The organism is Marinomonas sp. FW-1 (genome assembly GCF_005222245.1).
Classification (GTDB): Bacteria; Pseudomonadota; Gammaproteobacteria; order Pseudomonadales; family Marinomonadaceae; genus Marinomonas; species Marinomonas alcarazii.
Genome location: NZ_CP025987.1, coordinates 1,342,157 through 1,360,331, shown reverse-complemented (window position 1 = coordinate 1,360,331; position 18,175 = coordinate 1,342,157). Strand labels below are relative to the sequence as shown.

The window sequence follows — 18,175 nt, the reverse complement described above, 5'->3', positions numbered from 1 at the left end:
CTATAGCACAATGCTTTAAAAAAGTGACTTTTTAACACTTAAGCTAGCCTTACAGCTCAGTGTCTAATATGATTTTACTAATGATGTATTAAATAGACAGAGAGAACACATTCCGGATGAACTATAAACGCCTTTTGCTTTGCCTTTTAACCGGCTACACCTTTGCCTCAACCTCTGTGTCTGCTTATCAGGAGCTACAGCCTCCTCATGAATATGACAAAGTATCCAAAGAACTCGTCGAAATGCTGGAAGGCATTCATTATAACAGACCTCTTATCGATGATACCATTTCGGAAAAAGCGTTTGATTATTACATCGAAGCGCTCGATCCGACGAAAAGCTTCTTCCTAAAAAGCGACATAGAAAAGCTGTCTCAATACAGAAACAGCTTGGATGATGCTTTGCGCGATGGCGATACTCAGGTAGCCTACACTATCTACAATCTTTATCTTAAGCGCCTTGAGAAACGTTTGGTCGACCTAAAAAGCCAACTTCCGGAGATGGTAAAGGGCTTTGACTACACGATAGACGAAACATTAAACGCCGATCCAGAAACACTAGAATGGGCTAACAGTGAAGCAGAACTCGACGATTACTGGCGTAAACGCCTAAAAAATCGCGCACTCACGCTTAAATTAAATGGCGAAGACGAAGACAAAATCATTTCCGTCCTTGAGCGCCGCTATAAAAACCAACTGAAGCAGGTTGATCAGACAAACGCCACCGACGTTTATCAAACCTTTGCCAATGCCATCACCTCCGCGTTGGATCCTCACACCAGTTACTTTGCCCCACGAGCGTCAGAGACTTTCAATATCAATATGAGTTTGTCCCTTGAAGGCATCGGCGCGGTATTACAAATGGACGATGACTACACCAAAGTAGTACGTCTAGTGCCTGGTGGCCCTGCCGCCACACAAAGCGATCTAGCACCCAACGACCGCATAATTGCCGTGGGTCAAGAAGGCGAGCCCATGATCGATGTGGTGGGAATGCGTCTTGACGACGTTGTGGACATGATCCGTGGAGAGCGCGACACAAAAGTAATACTGGAAGTAACGCCGAGCAAAGGCGATACGCAAACCAGTAAAAAAATCAGCATCGTACGTAAAAAAGTTAAACTTGAAGACCAATCCGCCAAAAAAGAAATTGTCGAAATAGAACGTGATGGCGAGAAATACAAAGTGGGTGTGATTAGTTTACCTACCTTCTATTCTGATTTTGCCGCCATCCAAGCTGGCGATAAAAACTACAAAAGCTCTACTCGTGATACTAAAAAACTCATAGAAGAGCTGCGTAAAGAAGACATCTCCGCCCTGATTCTAGATTTACGAAACAATGGTGGCGGTTCATTACAAGAAGCCAACGCCCTAGCTGGCTTGTTCATTCCATCTGGCCCTACCGTTCAAATTCGAGATCAAAGCGGGCGAGTCACACCATTAGGCGATTCTGACCCAGGCATAGCCTACAGCGGCCCAATGGCCGTCTTAGTGAACCGTATGAGCGCCTCTGCATCTGAAATCGTGGCTGGCGCCTTACAAGACTATGGACGCGCCTTAATTCTTGGCGATCAAACCTTCGGAAAAGGAACCGTTCAAGTCTTACAAGAAATGGACAAAGGCCAACTGAAAGTCACACAAGCCAAATTTTATCGTGTCTCAGGTGAGAGCACCCAGCACAAAGGCGTCATGCCAGACATTGCCTTTCCTTCTTTGATAGACAAAGACAACATTGGCGAGAGTGCTTTAGATAACCCATTACCATGGGATAAAATTCATGAAACACGCTACCCAGTTTACTGGAATATGCCTGCTTACTTGCCTATTCTAGAGCCTCGTCATGAAGACAGAATGGCAAAAGATCCTAATTTCATTGCCATCAATGAACAAATTAAAGAGTTCAAAGATCAGGTTGAAACCTATAAAACAATATCATTGAATGAAGCCACTCGTATAAAACAACGAGAAGAAAGCAAGAAAAGAGAGCTAGAACGCGAAAATAAACGCCGTACCGCACTCGGGCTTGAAACGGTAGACTCTGTTGATGATATAGAGCCTGTCGAAGAAGATACCTATGCAAAAGAAGCATCAGAAATCTTACTAGACTTCATAGCAACCAACCAAATGGCGCAAGCGCAAGCAGATAAGAAGACTGCACAAAAATAGCCTATAAAGGGCGAAGAGCTAAATCCTGCTGTTCGCCCTTTTCAACCCACTAATACGAACGTACCTAATACCATGGCTAAAGCCTCATCCGACCGCAACACCATAGACCTATTTGGCAAATCGCCAGGCCGTCCTAGAAGCCAACCTCTCACCAGAAAAGACCAGCTTAAACTCAATAAACGAGCCCAGCGTGAGAAAGAAAAAGCACAAGGGCTGAAGCGCTTAGAACTTCTCATAGAGCAAGAGGTTATTGAAAAACTTGATCAACTTTGCAATCTAAACGGCTTGAAACGTGCTGAATGGCTAACATTGCAAATTAATAGCTCACTTGCCAATGGCAAAACCACCAAATCAAAAAGACCAGCCCCAAAGAGCGACACAAAAGTGAGTAAATAATCCCCATGAAAAAGAACCACTAACAATAGTGATTTGATATACTAGCCAGCCATTTAACACTGCAAACTGAAAAACAGACTCGATATGGCCAAACTGTATTTTTATTACTCCGCGATGAACGCTGGTAAATCCACCGTTTTACTGCAATCTGCTCACAATTACCAAGAGCGAGGCATGCGGGTTTTACTTCTTACAGCATCGATAGATGATCGATTTGAAACAGGGCATATAGCCTCTAGAATTGGCATATCAGCAGAAGCCTGCCTGTTTGATAACAGCACAGACCTTGTGGCGTTAATCCAGAATGAAATCAACCAGCAAACATTAAGCTGCATATTGATTGACGAAGCGCAGTTTTTAACCAAAGAACAAGTTTATGCTTTATCTGAAATTGTCGATAAACAACACATCCCTGTGCTTGCTTTTGGCATTCGCACAGATTTTCAAGGTGAGCTGTTCGAAGGCAGCCAAGCGTTACTAGCTTGGTCAGATAAGTTAATTGAATTAAAAACCGTATGTCATTGTGGTAGCAAAGCCACCATGGTCATTCGACTTAATGAACAAGGAATTCCTGTTAAAGAAGGCGCACAAGTTGAAATTGGTGGTAACGACCGCTACTTGTCCGTTTGCCGAAAACACTTTAAAGAAGCCGTGAGAGATTAATTATGTGGTTCAAGAACGCCCAGATATTCCAACTAAAAGATACCGAATCACTAGATACTAACGAACTAATCGACAAAATCCCGGAGTTCCCATTAAAAGAATGCGGATCTCAAGAAGAGTTCTCTTTCGGCTGGCTGCCACTCATTCGTAACAGCGAGCAATGGAGCTTAGCCAGCGATCGCTGCTTGTTGTTCCGCGCAGGTAAAGAAGAAAAAGTGTTACCTTCTGCCGTGGTACGTGAAGAACTAGAAGCCAAGGTCGCTGAAATCGAATTAATCGAAGGCCGTAAAGTAGGTCGCAAAGAAAAGTCTGACATGAAAGACGAATTGGTTTTCACGCTTCGTCCCAAAGCTTTTTCAAAGCGCACAGACATCTGGGCATACATTGATCTACAAGCCAAAATACTGGTTCTCAACAGCACCAATGCCAGCATGACAGAGCTGTTGTTTAAGCATCTGCAAACAACGCTTGGCAGTTTCCCAATGACACCATTGCAAGCACAGGTTTCACCGTCTTCTCTGATGACAGATTGGTTAGTCAAAAACGAAGTACCAGCAAGTCTTGAAACCGGTGACGAATGTGAAATCCAAGATGCGTCAGAAGACAAAGCAACCATTCGCTTTAAATCTTTAGAGCCATTATCTGAAGACGTGACTCGTCACTTACAACAAGGCATGGCAGTAAAAAACCTAGGCCTTCGCTGGACAGATAAACTAAGCTTCGTATTACATGACGATCTAACACTACGCAAAATTAAATTTGATGATGCACTAAAAGAAGCTGCGTTTAATGATTCTCAAGGCGGTGGGTTATCCGACATGGACGCAAACTTTTCTCTAATGTCTCTTACCATGAGAGAGTTTTTTGCTTCCTATTGCATGTGGTTTGAAATCGATTAAAGCGCCATATTTATTGAGCTCGCCAAGCTTTTCCACAGATATCGTGGATAAGCTTGGGGAGAACATTCGCAAAGCCAGACAACAAGGCAGCCGCACAGAATACTCAATAAAAACAGCCAAAACGTAAAGCAACCAGATGCACAATCCTGAACCTAAAAACTCAGGACGATCATCCAAAAAACAACAGAAATAAACTTACAAATCAATCACTTAATTTTTTAAATTTACTTAACCGTTTTAGATAAATAAAGTCGACTTAAGCAAGCCATACCAATAAACACCCTTATATTGTCGTATTTTTAAATAGGTTCCTAACTGCATGACAACACTTAAAAAAGAAGAAGATATCGCTAAAAGAGTCACTCTGGTTGGCGCTGTTTGGGACGCTCTATTGGGGTTAGCAAAAATTGTTGCTGGATACTTTTCTCAATCACAGGCTCTTATCGCTGACGGCATCCATTCCCTATCGGATTTAGTCACAGACGTGTTTGTCTATTTTGCTTCTGCCAACTCCCGCCAAGGACCAGATGAAAACCATCCCTATGGTCACCTTCGCTTTGAAACATTAACCACCGTTTTTCTAGGAATGGTTCTGATTGTGGTGGCCTTTGGGATTGGTTACGAGGCCTTCAATGCAGATTCATCACAAGCTCAATTAACTTGGTATGGCCTAACCGCGATCCTTGTCACCATCGCTGTGAAGGAAGCCATCTTCCATTACACCAAAAAAGCGGGCGATGAAATCGGCAGCAAAATGTTGGTTGCCAATGCTTGGCACAGCCGTAGCGATGCACTTTCCTCTGTTGCCGTATTAATAGGCTTAATTGGGGTCTACTTTGGTTATGGCTGGGCAGACATGGTGGCTTCCGTTATTGTCGCCCTATTAATCGGCAAAATGGCGATCAGCATGGTATGGGAAAACCTAGCGGAACTCGTAGACACAGCCCCTGACCCAAAACTGATTGCGCAAATCAAAGACACGGCCAACAGTCTAAAACACGTAATGGCGCCCCATGATGTGAGAGCTAGATCCATGGCTGGGAAAATCTACCTAGATATGCACATTCATGTTCCAAGCCACGCCAGCGTTAGCGAAGGACATTACCTTGGCGACTTGGTTGCTTACACTATTAAAAAAGCGCACTCACAAGTAGAAGACGTGATGGTGCACGTGGATACCGATGAAACCATTCAGACAGACAGTTTCACCCATAAATCTGGCAAGCCACCACACTTAAAACTGCCTGCACGCCATCAAATCATAGCCGATTTAGGCTACCTACTGCGCCAGCATTCAGCGTACGTAGACATACCAAACACTCGGCTTCATTATCTGAACAACCAGCTTGATTTAGAAATCATAGCTCAGTCTGCAAACACAGCAGAAGGCGCGGATCTAAAACAACTGACAGCAAGAATTCTTCAGGAACTACAAACAACAAACTATATAAACAAAGCCACTGTGCTTTGGGCCTTTCCTGAATGACAAAGAAAGTGAATCAGCTAAGATTTTTGTAGGTCGCGGCTTCAGCCCGACAAAACCTTATATATCCTTATGAGCTTTTTGGGGCGTACTTTAGCGCAAAAAAATGTCATTTCTCGTGAAGAAGGTTTTGATTTTGTGTTGGGAGTTTTTTTGTCGGCCTAAAGGCACGACCTACAATTTACGCCAAAAACGACGAGCAATGAAACACGGAAAGATTCAATTACTCGTTCGGTTCATCGGTAAAAACATCATCGTTTAGATACTCCACTGGCAGCGCCTTACTGGTCTTCGCACCCATCATTTTCAGCCTTTCCGCTCTGGAAACCAAATTACCACGCCCAGCCGTCAGTTTTTTCAACGCCGATTCATGAGTACGACTCACCGCATCCAATTTACTACCTATGTCATCCATATCCTGCACAAAACTCGAAAACTTGTCGTACATAGCGCCTGCTTGGCGTGCAATTTCAATCGCGTTTTGACTTTGCTTTTCATTGCGCCAAATATTTTGAATGGTGCGTAATGTCGCCAACAAGTTAGATGGCCCGACAATAATAATATTGTGTTCAAAAGCTTCACTAAACAAACCATTATCGCCCTGCAAAGCCAGACCAAACGCCGCTTCGATTGGAATAAACAAAAGCACAAAATCCAATGAGGTCACACCTGGCAAGTCATGATAAGACTTAGCGCTTAGCTCCTTCATATGACGGCGAACGGCATCCAAATGCTGTTTCAGCGCTCGATTTCTGTCTTCTTCAGTTTCGGCTTCCATATAGGCCAAATAGCTAATTAGCACCATTTTGGAATCCACAATGATCTGTTTACCCTCAGGCAAATGAATCACCACATCTGGCTGCAAGCGTCGACCTTCTGCTGTTTGGTAGGAGGCTTGCGTCTCATATTCACGGCCTTTTTCTAATCCAGAACGTTCTAATATTCGCTCTAGAATCACCTCACCCCAACCGCCTTGCAGTTTATTTTGCCCTTTCAAAGCATGCGTTAAGCTCACCGCATCGTCACTGATTTTTTGATTCAGTTGCTGAAGCCCTTTAATCTCTTTCACCAAAGAAAAGCGTTCACGGGCCTCTTCTTGATAACTTTTCTCTACGCTTTCTTGAAACTTCTGAATTTGTGAGCCAAGTGGCGTTAATAACGACCCTAATTGGCGCTCATTTTCTTTCGCCAACCGCTGTCCTTGCTGGCTCATAATCTCCTGAGCCATTTGCTTAAATTCGGTTTCGTTTTGCTTTTTTTGCTCACGATAAAAGGCTTCTTTTTCTTGCCAGACACTTTGTGCTGCTGCGAACTGTTGCTCTAAAGTAAGCGACTCTTTTTCCAAATAATGAACCTGATCTTTCGATTGCTCTAAAAGACGCAGTAATTCCTCATTTTGTTGCTGCATTTTTTCCTCTGTGCGCTGCCACTGACGGCGCATAGCCTGTACAATAACGCCAGCAATAACAGAGAGAAGAATCGCGCCGATACAAAAGCCCGATAACACCCAAACTGATTGCGAAAGCCAATCTGTCATATGAATTAAAACTCGCTATTTAAATGTCTGTTTTTAACAAAGTGAGGTCTTTACATGACGTCGCGAACAAAGGCAAAACGAGTCTATTTTTCATACTGCATTGGCGCGCGCAGCAGTCATGCTAAGGTCTCGATAAGTTTACATGGATTACTACCTAAGCCCAACACACACGCAACGCTTTGATCTAGAAATAAAAAATAGTCAGTTCATTACGACGGTTTGTCGTACAAACGGCCGTGATGCGGCAAAGGCTTTTATCGAAGAGGTGCGTCAGCGTTACCCAGATGCTAACCATCACTGTTGGGCGTTTATTGCTGGTATGCCAAATAATGCCCACCTGTGGGATCAAAGTGACGATGGCGAACCAAAAGGCACAGCGGGTAAACCGATGCTGAATGTGTTGCAGCACTCAGATTTTGGGGAAACGACCGTCGTCGTGACACGCTTTTTTGGTGGTGTAAAACTCGGCGCAGGTGGCTTAGTAAGAGCATACAGCCAAGCCGTACAAGAAGCGCTGTCGCAAACAGAATATGAAAATGTATACCCGCGGCGCGCCGTTCAGCTAAAAATCGCCTACCCTTTATTGGGTAAGGTTGAATACTGGCTAGAACAGAGCGATATAGAAATAACCAACAAAACATACAGTGACAGCATCGTAATTGACCTTGCTGTTATTGAACGTACTTGGCCTGAGCACAAAATCGTATTAACCGATTTATGCCAAGGCAGTTTAACTTTAATTGAACCGGACAACGAATAACTATGTACCAAACTGGACAAAGATGGAGTAGCCGCAACGAGCCTGATCTCGGCGTAGGCATGATAGTAGACACACAAAATAAGTCTTTTACCCTGCATTTCCCAGATGCGGAAGCAGAACGTCAATACTCAAATGACCAGACTAGCCTTGTCCGACGCACGCTGACCGTCGGCGACCAACTTCATTTCCAAGATGAAACCTACACAGTATTGGAAGTAGAAGAAATCAACGATTTGATCGAATACCGCATCAGTGACGACGATGATTGGCTAGAAGAATCCATCATCCAATTTCCACGTAACGATAAAAACGAGTTAGATTCTTTATTGGCGCTGTCGCCTGCTCGTCGTATGTGGTTCGACTTACGTCGTCACACACTTGAACACCAAGCGGCCAATGCGGCATCGCCGGTACGTGGTTTAATGGGTTTGAAAGCAGAACTTCTACCACATCAGATTTACCTTGCTCACGACATCGCTAACCGCCCGAAAGCACGCGCACTTTTGTGTGACGAAGTCGGCATGGGTAAAACCCTAGAAGCAGGCTTGATCTTACATCAACGTCTACTAAACGGCCTTTGCAAACGCGTTCTTATCCTCACGCCAACAAACCTGCAACACCAGTGGTTGGTAGAGATGTTACGCCGCTTTCATCAGCCATTCTCACTGATCAACGAGTCTGTATACGAAGACTTCATGGACGGTGACGACAACCCATTCGAACAACAACCTTTTGTTATTGCACCAATCGATTGGGCGAGCCAACATCCAAAAGCGACTCAACATATGTTAGACGCTGAATGGGACATGGTCATTGTCGACGAAGCTCACCACCTTGCTTGGCATCCAGAAACACCAAGCATTGGCTACCAAGTGGTTGCTCGTTTAGCCGCACAAACAGAATCTCTATTGCTATTGAGTGCAACGCCAGAACAAACCGGCGAGCGTGAACATTTCTCTCGCCTACAGCTTTTAGATGCCGATCATTACCATGACTTCGACCACTACCTAGCTCAGCAAAGAGAATTTAAAAAAGCCGCTGAACTGGCTGAATCTTTATTGCCATTTAGCCAAGAAAACAGCTCGCCTGAAGCATTGGACTGGAAAGCGGCATTTGGCTCGTACCTGGCTGAAGTGAGCGCCAAAGACTGGTTCCAAGACCTAACCACCAAATCTGGTGCAGAACAAACCGCTGCCGCGAAAGAAGCCATTAGCTGGTTGATTGACCGTCACGGAACAGGCCGTGAAATGTTCCGTAATACACGGGCGGCTGTGGGTGGTTTCCCTGATCGTTACCTTCATTCTTACCCATTAGAAAACAACGAACACTTCGAGTCTGCCAATCGTCACGTGCAGCCAGAAACCGAAGTATCTGATGGCTTATGGGAAAAAGACCCTCGTTGGGTTTGGCTTAAAGAATTCCTTGAATGCCAAGCAGACAAAATTCTAGTGATTTGTCACTCTGCCGACATGGCAAAATGGCTAAACGACCAGCTTACTTTCGCTGGCTTCCAAAGCGCAGATTTCCACGAACAAATGCCACTTATCCACCGTGACCGAGCAGCGGCTTACTTCGCAGACGAAGAAGGCGCGCAAATCTTGGTATGTTCTGAAATCGGCAGTGAAGGCCGCAACTTCCAATTCAGCCATCACATCGTCATGTACGATTTACCTGAGCACCCTGACCTACTTGAACAACGTATTGGCCGCCTTGACCGCCTAGGTCAACTAAACGACGTTCAGATTCATGTGCCTTACATCAAAAACAGCGTACAAGAGCGCCTATACCACTGGTATCACCACGCCCTAAACGCATTTTGCCGTACTACAGGTTCTGGCGATAAGGTCGAAGAAGCTTTTGGTGACAGTCTGCATGCTTATTTGCACGGCCAAGACGACGACACAGATCTACTAAAAGAAGCCAACATCTACCATGAAGCACTGCTAAAACAAATGGAAGAAGGCCGTAACCGCTTGCTAGAAATGAGCTCATGTCGCCCTGAACAAGCCCGAACGCTAATCGACCAGATTAACAACCAAGCGACAAAAGGCCTACACCACTACATTGAGCAAGTGACTCACGCATTCAACATCTATGCTGATTGCATCAATGACGATCCTGACCGCGCCGCATGGTTCTTGCGCCCTTCTACCGACATGATGCTAGAAGCCCTACCAGGCATCGAAGAAGAAGGCAAAATGCTCATGCTTGATCGCCGTCAAGCTAGCCAACGTGAAGACGTGGCGTTCGCAACCTGGGAACACCCACTGATCACCATGCTAATGGACGAAGTACAAGGCTTTGACTCTGGCAAACTGACTTCAGCCATCTTACCAATTGCAGCATTGCCAGAAGGCACTGTACTGGTCGAAAGTATGTTCGTTATTGAAGCGACCGCTCATCCTCGTTTGAAATTGGCACAGTCACTGCCAATGACACCAATGTGGCAATTGTCTGACTCCAATGGCAAATTCCTCCACCAGCAATTTACTGCCGACAAATGGGCAGAAAAATTGAAAGGTGTGCCAAACCGAGTGGCAGAACAATGGGTTGCTGCATTGCGCAAAAACCTTATTGAAGTGTTGCAAGCTCACCAGTTGAATGCCCAAGACCAAGCGCGTCCGATTGTGCACGCGGCGAAGACGTCTTACCAGCATCGCTGCCAAAATGAAATCGAACGTTTAGTGGAACTGAAAGCCTTCAACAACACCATTCGTGACGAAGACATAGCGCGCCTTGAGACCAACATGCAAGAAGGTTTGACTCGTATCGACGAACACCAAATCCGCTTGGATGCGATTCGTATTATCTTAACAACGAAACCGGAATAACATCCTGTGCAGGATGCCGTAACGAGTTTAGAACCATCTCGCTTAGAGATATTGTACGAAGACGAATGGTTTGCCGTAATAAACAAGCCTGCTAACTGCTTATCTGTGCCCGGTCGTGGCCCAGATAAGCTCGACTCTATCTTGCATAGAGCAGAATGTTTATTTGGTGAAGCCTTTGCCATACACCGTTTGGACGAAGCCACCTCAGGCTTAATCCTCGTGGCGAAAACTCACGAGTGTCAAAAACGCATGTACGCGCATTTTCGTGAACGAGAAGTGAAAAAAGAATACCGCGCCCTGCTGCGCGGTCATCTTTTGGGTGATAAAGGCGAAGTAAGAAAGCCACTGCGCTGCGACTGGCCAAACCGCCCAAGACAAATCATCTGCACCGATGAATGGAGCAAAGACTCTATCACCTATTGGGAAAAAATCGGCTACGAAGACAACACTACCCGTGTTCGACTCGTGCCTTTTACAGGTCGTTCTCACCAACTGCGCGTCCACATGCAAAGCCTCGGACACTCGATTATTGGCGACGAATTCTACGACCCAGCATTTCACAACGACCCTAGGTTACTGCTGCATGCTTATCGACTAGAGTTCAGACATCCGTTCACCAAAGCTTGGGTAGCGTTTGTCGCGGCCTGTCCTTTTTAGTTCCCGCCCACCGCCCTAGAAGCTGAGCAACATCATTCGCGCTTAAACAACATCATTCCCGCTTAAACAACATCATTCCCGCTTAAACAAAGTCATTCCCGCTTAAACAAAGTCATTCCCGCGAAGGCGGGAATCAATCTCTTTTTGTCCTACAGTATTTAGGTTCCATTCGAGTACTTTGTATTCCCAACCTTTTTTCCGCTCTGCTGAGCGGGTAACTTTTTGCTAGCGCCCAAAAAGTAACCAAAAATTCGCTTTATCGGGCTATCGCCCAAACGTCTCATTTATTTTGGTTAAGGTTATGTCTAGCAACACGAGTTTTACCATAAGGCATAGATTGTTTTTGCTGATGTTAGGAAGGATATTTTTAACTGACTCTGAAACGCCACAAGGTCGCGCAACTTCGTCGCGTCGAACTGACTTCTTCTGGATTGCAATGATGAAGAACAAAGACATAGGTCTGATGAGACGAGGAACGAGGCGTGATCTGACGATGAAAGCGGAGCTTTTACTTTGGTCGCAGGCTTAGCCCCCCTCAACTTTTGTCTCAGAGAGGACAAACGCCCGCGAAGGCGAGGATCAATCTCTTATATTTAATTTTACTCTGACCCTAATTAGTTTGTCCCTTTTAGTTCCCGCCCACCGCCCTAGAAGCTGAGCAACATCACTCGCGCTTAAACAACGTCATTCCCGCTTAAACAAAGTCATTCCCGCGAAGGCGGGAATCAATCTCTTTTGTCCTACAGTATTTAGGTTTCATTCGAGTGCTTTGTATTCACAACCTTTATTCCGCCCTGCTAGGCGGGTAACTTTTTTCAAACGATAAAAAAGTAACCAAAAAATCTTTTATCGGACTTTCAGCCCAAACGTCTCATTCACTTTGCTTGTTATTGGATTCAGCAAGACGATTTACATCGTAAGGCATAGATTGTTTTTGGTGATGTTAGAAAGGATATTTTTAACTGACTCTGAAACGCCATAAAGTCGCGCAACTTCGTCGCGTCGAACTGACTTCTTCTGGATTGCAATGATGGAACCCAAAGAGCGTAGGTCTGATGAGACGAGGAACGAGGCGTGATCTGACGATGAAAGCGGAGCTAATTTGTGGTAAAGTGAGCGCAGCGAGCCACAAATTAGTGGAGCGTAGCTTTTTCCCTTGAAGCGCTTTGTTATACAAGTTCATTTCGCATAGCAGACAGGTACGCGAAATGCCTAAACTCATCTGGTATAGACTTACCCACTGATAGCTCTTGGTACGCAAATTTCAGAGCGCAAGCACCTAACGCAGCAACATTTAGACCTTGTACATATGGTTGATAATTTTCAGGGAGGTAATCTTTTACTAGTGCTCCAGCTCCTGCAACTCCAAACCAAGGGTCTGTTGCAACAGATGTGAGTGAGCGCTTAACACGCTGAAATTTTGTCTCTTTCATGACTCTGTTAAAGTCATTCAAATCGCGATGCAGCTTATTTAGTGCTTTGTTTTTTCGTTTTGGTATATCTTGCGATGACATTATTTGATCGACTATTGAGTCCATTGAGTCACGCAATGCGAGTAATTCAGCATTCCTGCGCATTTTGAACTCGACAACTTCTGGAAGAGGAACATCAGCCGTTGGAATTTGAACAGCGTTATACAGTTCAAACTCAAGACAACCTTGTTTTTTCGAGTATTCTTGAGGAACGATTAGCCTTTGCGTAGGTTGGGCAATGCTCCACTCTTTATCCTCGGCTTTATTATTCTGTTCAAAAGCAACCATTTGGGAAGCGAGAAATAACAACCCGTTTTCATGTGCTTCCATTCTTTGGAATCTAACCTCGGTAGACGTTGCAATTCCTTCTTGTATTAGGAATTCAATATCAGGCCCACCGTCGATATGAATCATATTGTTTACGGGATAATCGATCTCATCCCAAAACAAAAGATACTTGCGAAGGTTTACAGCTTCAACACCACCCGCTAGCTGAAGACCTCCACTATCCAGTACCTTATAGTTTGGTGTGATAATTATGCCGCGTTTCATAATGCCTCTTCATTTGTATAATATTTTAATAGTACACATGCGCGTTTACACATTTTTAAATTCACTTAAAACCCTTTTAACTTTCTGAAAAATAATACTTTTTTATTCATATCCACAAAAATCAAAACTGAAAAGGCGAGCGTGCGTGTTATTTCCTTTATCCACTGCGCGTTATTCCCTAAAAAAAGCACACGGTAGATCCTTATTCATTGATATTAGGAAACTTTTTTACTTTCAACCAGTACAAAACACGCACAACGGGTTTATTTAAGGCTGTATATACCGTCATAATCAGCGAATTGTCGGCCTAAAGGCGCGCCCTACGACTGGCATTAGGGTATCGGGTATAATTTTGCAGACGATTATCTACTAAGAAGTCAGTTCGACGCGACGAAGTTGCGCGACTTTATGGAGTTTCAGGGTCATTAACAGAAAGACTTTCATGAACAGAAAAACCAATCTATGCCTTACGATAAAAATCGTGTTGCTAGACATAACCTTAACCAAAATAAATGAGACGTTTGGGCGATAGCCCGATAAAGCGACCTTTTGGTTACTTTTGTGTCGCTAGACAAAAGTTACCCGCTCAGCAGAGCGGAATAAAGGTTGGGGAAACAAAGCGTTTAAATGGAATCAAAAACAGAGAATAACCCCACCCTAGCCCTCCCCTTGGAAGACATAAGGGGAGGGAATAAGAAAGCTAAAACTCTCTTCCAAAAAGAAGTACGTTCTTTTTGACGCCCTTGAACACCAGTTAACAAGCCACCAATCTCTGTAACCCAGTAAAATCAAGGAATTGGCTTTATCACTCACACAAGCGTTACATTCCACCCCCAACAACAATCACTGTACTGATCTAGGTTCAAGTCTATCAAGCAGTTTGATATTGCCATACCCTACTTTACTGGAAGCAGCCATTATGGGCATGTATCAAAAAATCATCACTATGACTGAACAGCAGGATAAGTAGAGAAATTAAGCCTATTGATATAGCAGTTATCAAAGCTGTTGGCCGTAAACAAACGAAGACTGAGTAGTTAAACTGACCTTCTGGATTAACAAATCACACTTTTCATACCAAGGGCTAAAAAACTAGATATAAGGGATAAATGTATAACTTGTTATGCATGCAATTCTTCTTTCTTACCCACCACCAAAGGCTTAACCAGTTTGGCTTCTTCTTGATAACGGTTTCGTGTATCCCAAAGATCGACAGCATGTTGTATGTTTAACCAAAATTCAGGTGTATTACCAAAGGCAGCCGCTAGTTTTATAGCGATTGGCGCGGTTAGCACACCACCGTTGATAAGACTGCTGACGGTATTACGATGTACTCCCATAGCATCAGCCAGTGCTTTGGAGGTAATGTTCATTGGTTCAAGAAACTCAATTTTAAGCATTTCACCAACGCTAACTGGTCGACGTTTTGTTTTACGCATTTGTTGGCACCTCAATATTTGTGCGGGTCAAGATAAGTGTTTAGAGCAGTTCCTTGGACCCACTGAAAAATTAAGCGGTATTGTTTATTGATTCGAATTGAACACCAGCCTTGCAGATTACCGTCTAAATGCTCAAATCGATTACCTGGAGGAATCCGTAAATCAGACTCTGTCAGTGCCGCATCTAAAATTTCCAACTTCCTATATAGAGCATTTTCAATATTCTTAGGTATCAACCTGTGACGCTGGTCTTCTTCGTAAAATAATTCTAACCATTTATGTTTAAATTCTAATGACATTCGCACTTCCTTACTGTGCATCAATATACAAATCATATCGCACAGCATTGCTATGCACAACCACCAAAAAAATCAGTCTCGTTAGGCTAAAGGACTCACACCTAATTAAAAAAGTCTGTCCCTTTATACGCTGCTACACTTTAAATAATGCCCTTCAATCAAGTAAGGAGGCTTAGCCAGATGACTGAACTAAATTTAAAGTGCGTTTGCGGAGCCATTAAAGGAAGAACCTCTGCAATCAGTTCAAAAATTGGTACGAGGATTAGGAAACTTTTTTACTTTCTACCAGTACAAAACACGCACAACGGGTTTATTTAAAAGGGCTAAACGCGCAAAAATGCGTTTATTTAAAAAAATAGGCTGTATGTACCGTCATAATCAGCGAATTGTCGGCCTAAAGGCGCGCCCTACGACTGGCATTAGGGTATCGGGTATAATTTTGCAGACGATTATCTACTAAGAAGTCAGTTCGACGCGACGAAGTTGCGCGACTTTATGGAGTTTAAGCAACGGATAAAGGTTGGGGAAACAAAACGTTTAAATGGAATCAAAAACAGAGAATAACCCCACCCTAGCCCTCCCCTTGGAAGACATAAAGGGGAGGGAATAAGAAAGCTAAAACTCTCTTCCAAAAAGCAGTACGTTTTCTTTGACGCCCTCACTCTGGGCAATATTGGGAAGCAGTCCCCACTGTTCAAACCCTTGGCGTTTGAAGAAGCCTTGGCTTTCCACATTACTCGCGTAGATATAGGCAATCAGGTGGTTGAAGCCGAGTTCCGCTCTTAGCATTTCGAGGTGTTGGATAAGTTGTGTGCCGACGCCTTTACCCTGCTCTTCTGGGTTGACGTAGAGGCTAATTTCGCTGGCTGCATCAAATGCGGGAAGTCCGTAGAAAGGTTCGATTGAGCACCAGGCAATCACGTCGCCGTGCTTTTCGCAGACCAGCATTGGGTGAGCCTCTGTGATGCTGTCGATCCAATCCATAACATCAATGAGGTTAACATGCTGCTGTCTGCGACCTTTAGTCGCAAATAGATCGCAGTGCTGAAAAATACGTAAGATGGCAGGGGCATCGTCTAGGGTTGCTAGACGAATACCACTGCTTTTGTTTGGTGACTCGACAGAGCTAGCCTTGTTCAAGCAGGCGACGCAAGTCGATGATGGCGGTATTAGCGCGAGAGATATAAGACGCCATAACCAATGAATGGTTTGCAAGCACACCAAAGCCACTGCCGTTTAAGATGAATGGAGACCAAATATTAGCTTGAGTAGCCTCTAACTCACGAATGATCTGACGCAGGCTTACCAAGGCATTTTTGTCTTGCAGTACGAAGACGAAGTCCACTTCGATCGCTCGAAGTATGTGAATAAGCGCCCAGCTTGTACCACGAGCTTCATAAAACACATCGTCAACCTTTGACCAAGGCGTGCGAACGTAACGATCATTTTCTTCTGATTCGAGTTGTGGCTTGTCGTCTATCACGCTCGCAGACAAACGCTGAGACAAGCTACCAAGGCGAGTGCTAACGTCCGATAACCAATCGGCAAGGTTGTCTGCACGTGCATAGAATTGTGCTTTGTTGTTGCTTGGCCCTGCGAGGCGATCTAGATATTGCATTAACTCTTTGTTACCACGGCGGTATTCGCTTTCACTAGAAGGCAACGCCCAGCTTCTGGTATCAAAGTTAAATTGCGGTTCAGCAATCTTTAGGTTCACGTCTTCAGTTGACTGAGATTGCGAACGGCTAAATTCTTTACGAAACGCGCGCGCCAAGTCACGAGACTGCACTAATGCCCCAAATTCCCATGCAGGCATGTTGTCCATAAAGACACCCGGCGGCATGATATCGTTACTGATAAAGCCACCTGGTTTATCCAGCAAGGTTTCGATAATGCTGTGTAAGGTGCTGGCTGTGGTATACCCAGTCACTAACTTTTTACTGTTGTTTAAATAGCCTTGCGCTGCGGCTTTTTCTTTGGCTGTTGCCACAACATCAAATTGATCCGGCTCACTACTCCAGTACATACCTAAAAAACTCAGCAGTATGGCGATCACGACAAGGGCGGCCGCTATGGCTTTCCCCATGTTTGAAAAGTTGATGATGGACGTTAAGCCCCGAAACTTATTCGTTAACCATGACATTATTGACCTACCTTAATCTTGTTGTAATTCGACCATGTAATCCGCACGGTGATAAATCATCGCACGTACACGAAATTCTGTTACTCGACTGTTAATTATCTGATAAATCAATCGCGCCTCTTTGTCATTTGGCCAGTGAATAGCAATCGGCCGATCAGCTTGCGCTACTTTATCTATAATAGGCTGAATAAGGGAGATTATCTCGTCATCCGTCATGCTAAAAAGTGTTTTTGGCAATAAATATTGATCTTCATTGGGCGCTTTTGGTGCTGCCTCCGATGACGACTGTTTAGCTTGGCTTTTACTCATCTTTGCCACTTGCGCACGCTTTTTTTGCAAATCACTAATACGCGAGACCATTTCTTCAATGACGGGGTCTTCTGGATTCACCGACCTAGCTGAATCGATATAACGCGAGGCGCTTGCGTATTCACCGCGCAAGGCAGATTCCCAAGCCCATTGCGTGTAGATGTCCACAATGGCGGAGATGCCTTGTATTGCTTGGTAATTACCGGGATCCCGACCAAGCACTGCCTGAAAATACAGGTTAGCGTTGTCTTCTACTGGCGTTAACAAACGTTCCGCGGCTAAGGCGGCTTGTCCTTTTTGGATTAGCTGCTGTGTTAGTTTCTCGGCCGCTGTTAAACTTTTTACCGCTTTCGTCGTGGTTGACGATTCTGTGGTGACATCCTGAACCGTGCTTTTGGTGTCAGTGTTCTCTGAAGTAACGGCCACATTCTCTTGCTCTTTTTCTGACGTTGGCGCATTTTCAGCAGATGATTTCACATTTTGCTGGCAACCTGTCATGAAAAGCACAAGAATGAGAATTAAGATACGATTTTTACTCAATGTTTCCCCTTGAGATTGGCAACGTAAAGG

Annotated in this window: 15 protein-coding genes; 8 read left to right on the top strand and 7 right to left on the bottom strand. The window is 44.4% G+C overall.

The annotated features are described in order from the left end of the window. Positions 1-116 precede the first annotated feature (116 nt). The 5 genes from C1X04_RS06385 to C1X04_RS06365 all read left to right on the top strand — a co-directional run bounded on the left by C1X04_RS06385 (position 117) and on the right by C1X04_RS06365 (position 5,609). Positions 117-2,165, top strand: a complete 2,049-nt coding sequence (locus tag C1X04_RS06385) for a carboxy terminal-processing peptidase (protein ID WP_137169470.1) — start codon at positions 117-119, stop codon at positions 2,163-2,165. 72 nt (positions 2,166-2,237) lie between these two features. Then, positions 2,238-2,561, top strand: a complete 324-nt coding sequence (gene ybfE / locus C1X04_RS06380; protein WP_110571690.1) for a LexA regulated protein — start codon at positions 2,238-2,240, stop codon at positions 2,559-2,561. Between the two features lie 84 nt (positions 2,562-2,645). Next, positions 2,646-3,224 carry a thymidine kinase gene (locus tag C1X04_RS06375; RefSeq protein WP_110571689.1) on the top strand — a complete coding sequence of 193 codons (579 nt, stop codon included), beginning with the start codon at positions 2,646-2,648 and terminating at the stop codon, positions 3,222-3,224. Positions 3,225-3,226: 2 nt separating this feature from the next. After that, positions 3,227-4,123 (top strand): recombination-associated protein RdgC, encoded by an 897-nt coding sequence (locus tag C1X04_RS06370; protein WP_110571688.1) that lies wholly within the window; start codon positions 3,227-3,229, stop codon positions 4,121-4,123. 319 nt (positions 4,124-4,442) lie between these two features. Next, a complete protein-coding gene (locus C1X04_RS06365; protein ID WP_137169469.1) occupies positions 4,443-5,609 on the top strand; it encodes a cation diffusion facilitator family transporter in 1,167 nt (388 codons plus the stop codon). A gap of 220 nt (positions 5,610-5,829) precedes the next feature. Here C1X04_RS06365 and rmuC read toward each other — a convergent pair whose 3' ends face one another. Continuing rightward, positions 5,830-7,143: a DNA recombination protein RmuC gene (rmuC, locus tag C1X04_RS06360; protein ID WP_110571686.1), complete on the bottom strand. Its 1,314-nt coding sequence runs from the start codon at positions 7,141-7,143 to the stop codon at positions 5,830-5,832. 142 nt (positions 7,144-7,285) lie between these two features. Here rmuC and C1X04_RS06355 point away from each other — a divergent pair, with 142 nt between their 5' ends. From C1X04_RS06355 to C1X04_RS06345, 3 genes are read left to right on the top strand one after another with little or no spacing between them, the layout of a single operon-like run. Then, positions 7,286-7,903 carry a YigZ family protein gene (locus C1X04_RS06355; protein WP_137169468.1) on the top strand — a complete coding sequence of 206 codons (618 nt, stop codon included), beginning with the start codon at positions 7,286-7,288 and terminating at the stop codon, positions 7,901-7,903. Between the two features lie 2 nt (positions 7,904-7,905). Continuing rightward, the gene (rapA, locus tag C1X04_RS06350) at positions 7,906-10,734 is read left to right on the top strand and encodes an RNA polymerase-associated protein RapA (RefSeq protein ID WP_137169467.1); all 2,829 of its coding nucleotides are present in this window, start codon (positions 7,906-7,908) and stop codon (positions 10,732-10,734) included. Between the two features lie 6 nt (positions 10,735-10,740). Continuing rightward, the gene (locus C1X04_RS06345; protein WP_110571683.1) at positions 10,741-11,391 is read left to right on the top strand and encodes an RluA family pseudouridine synthase; all 651 of its coding nucleotides are present in this window, start codon (positions 10,741-10,743) and stop codon (positions 11,389-11,391) included. Positions 11,392-12,560: 1,169 nt separating this feature from the next. Here C1X04_RS06345 and C1X04_RS06340 read toward each other — a convergent pair. The 6 genes from C1X04_RS06340 to C1X04_RS06315 all read right to left on the bottom strand — a co-directional run bounded on the left by C1X04_RS06340 (position 12,561) and on the right by C1X04_RS06315 (position 18,145). After that, complete coding sequence (locus C1X04_RS06340) at positions 12,561-13,415, bottom strand: DUF6236 family protein (protein WP_137169466.1); 855 nt, start codon at positions 13,413-13,415, stop codon at positions 12,561-12,563. A 1,121-nt stretch (positions 13,416-14,536) separates the two neighbouring features. Next, a complete protein-coding gene (locus tag C1X04_RS06335; protein ID WP_110571682.1) occupies positions 14,537-14,854 on the bottom strand; it encodes a HigA family addiction module antitoxin in 318 nt (105 codons plus the stop codon). An 11-nt stretch (positions 14,855-14,865) separates the two neighbouring features. Then, positions 14,866-15,153: a type II toxin-antitoxin system RelE/ParE family toxin gene (locus C1X04_RS06330; protein ID WP_175404909.1), complete on the bottom strand. Its 288-nt coding sequence runs from the start codon at positions 15,151-15,153 to the stop codon at positions 14,866-14,868. Between the two features lie 615 nt (positions 15,154-15,768). Beyond that, positions 15,769-16,293: a GNAT family N-acetyltransferase gene (locus tag C1X04_RS06325; protein WP_254682350.1), complete on the bottom strand. Its 525-nt coding sequence runs from the start codon at positions 16,291-16,293 to the stop codon at positions 15,769-15,771. Then, entirely contained in the window at positions 16,280-17,296 is a 1,017-nt protein-coding gene (locus C1X04_RS06320) for a DUF2333 family protein (protein ID WP_110571680.1), read from the bottom strand. The genes C1X04_RS06325 and C1X04_RS06320 overlap by 14 nt, the downstream gene beginning before the upstream one ends. A gap of 12 nt (positions 17,297-17,308) precedes the next feature. Then, positions 17,309-18,145 carry a hypothetical protein gene (locus tag C1X04_RS06315; RefSeq protein WP_137169464.1) on the bottom strand — a complete coding sequence of 279 codons (837 nt, stop codon included), beginning with the start codon at positions 18,143-18,145 and terminating at the stop codon, positions 17,309-17,311. Positions 18,146-18,175: the final 30 nt, after the last annotated feature.

Coding starts and splice junctions, on each gene's coding strand:
- C1X04_RS06330 (WP_175404909.1), bottom strand. CDS start 15,153: ATGTCATTAGAATTTAAACATAAATGGTTAGAATTATTTTACGAAGAA.
- C1X04_RS06320 (WP_110571680.1), bottom strand. CDS start 17,296: ATGTCATGGTTAACGAATAAGTTTCGGGGCTTAACGTCCATCATCAAC.
- rapA (WP_137169467.1), top strand. CDS start 7,906: ATGTACCAAACTGGACAAAGATGGAGTAGCCGCAACGAGCCTGATCTC.
- rmuC (WP_110571686.1), bottom strand. CDS start 7,143: ATGACAGATTGGCTTTCGCAATCAGTTTGGGTGTTATCGGGCTTTTGT.
- C1X04_RS06365 (WP_137169469.1), top strand. CDS start 4,443: ATGACAACACTTAAAAAAGAAGAAGATATCGCTAAAAGAGTCACTCTG.
- C1X04_RS06340 (WP_137169466.1), bottom strand. CDS start 13,415: ATGAAACGCGGCATAATTATCACACCAAACTATAAGGTACTGGATAGT.
- C1X04_RS06355 (WP_137169468.1), top strand. CDS start 7,286: ATGGATTACTACCTAAGCCCAACACACACGCAACGCTTTGATCTAGAA.
- ybfE (WP_110571690.1), top strand. CDS start 2,238: ATGGCTAAAGCCTCATCCGACCGCAACACCATAGACCTATTTGGCAAA.
- C1X04_RS06375 (WP_110571689.1), top strand. CDS start 2,646: ATGGCCAAACTGTATTTTTATTACTCCGCGATGAACGCTGGTAAATCC.
- C1X04_RS06385 (WP_137169470.1), top strand. CDS start 117: ATGAACTATAAACGCCTTTTGCTTTGCCTTTTAACCGGCTACACCTTT.
- C1X04_RS06335 (WP_110571682.1), bottom strand. CDS start 14,854: ATGCGTAAAACAAAACGTCGACCAGTTAGCGTTGGTGAAATGCTTAAA.
- C1X04_RS06370 (WP_110571688.1), top strand. CDS start 3,227: ATGTGGTTCAAGAACGCCCAGATATTCCAACTAAAAGATACCGAATCA.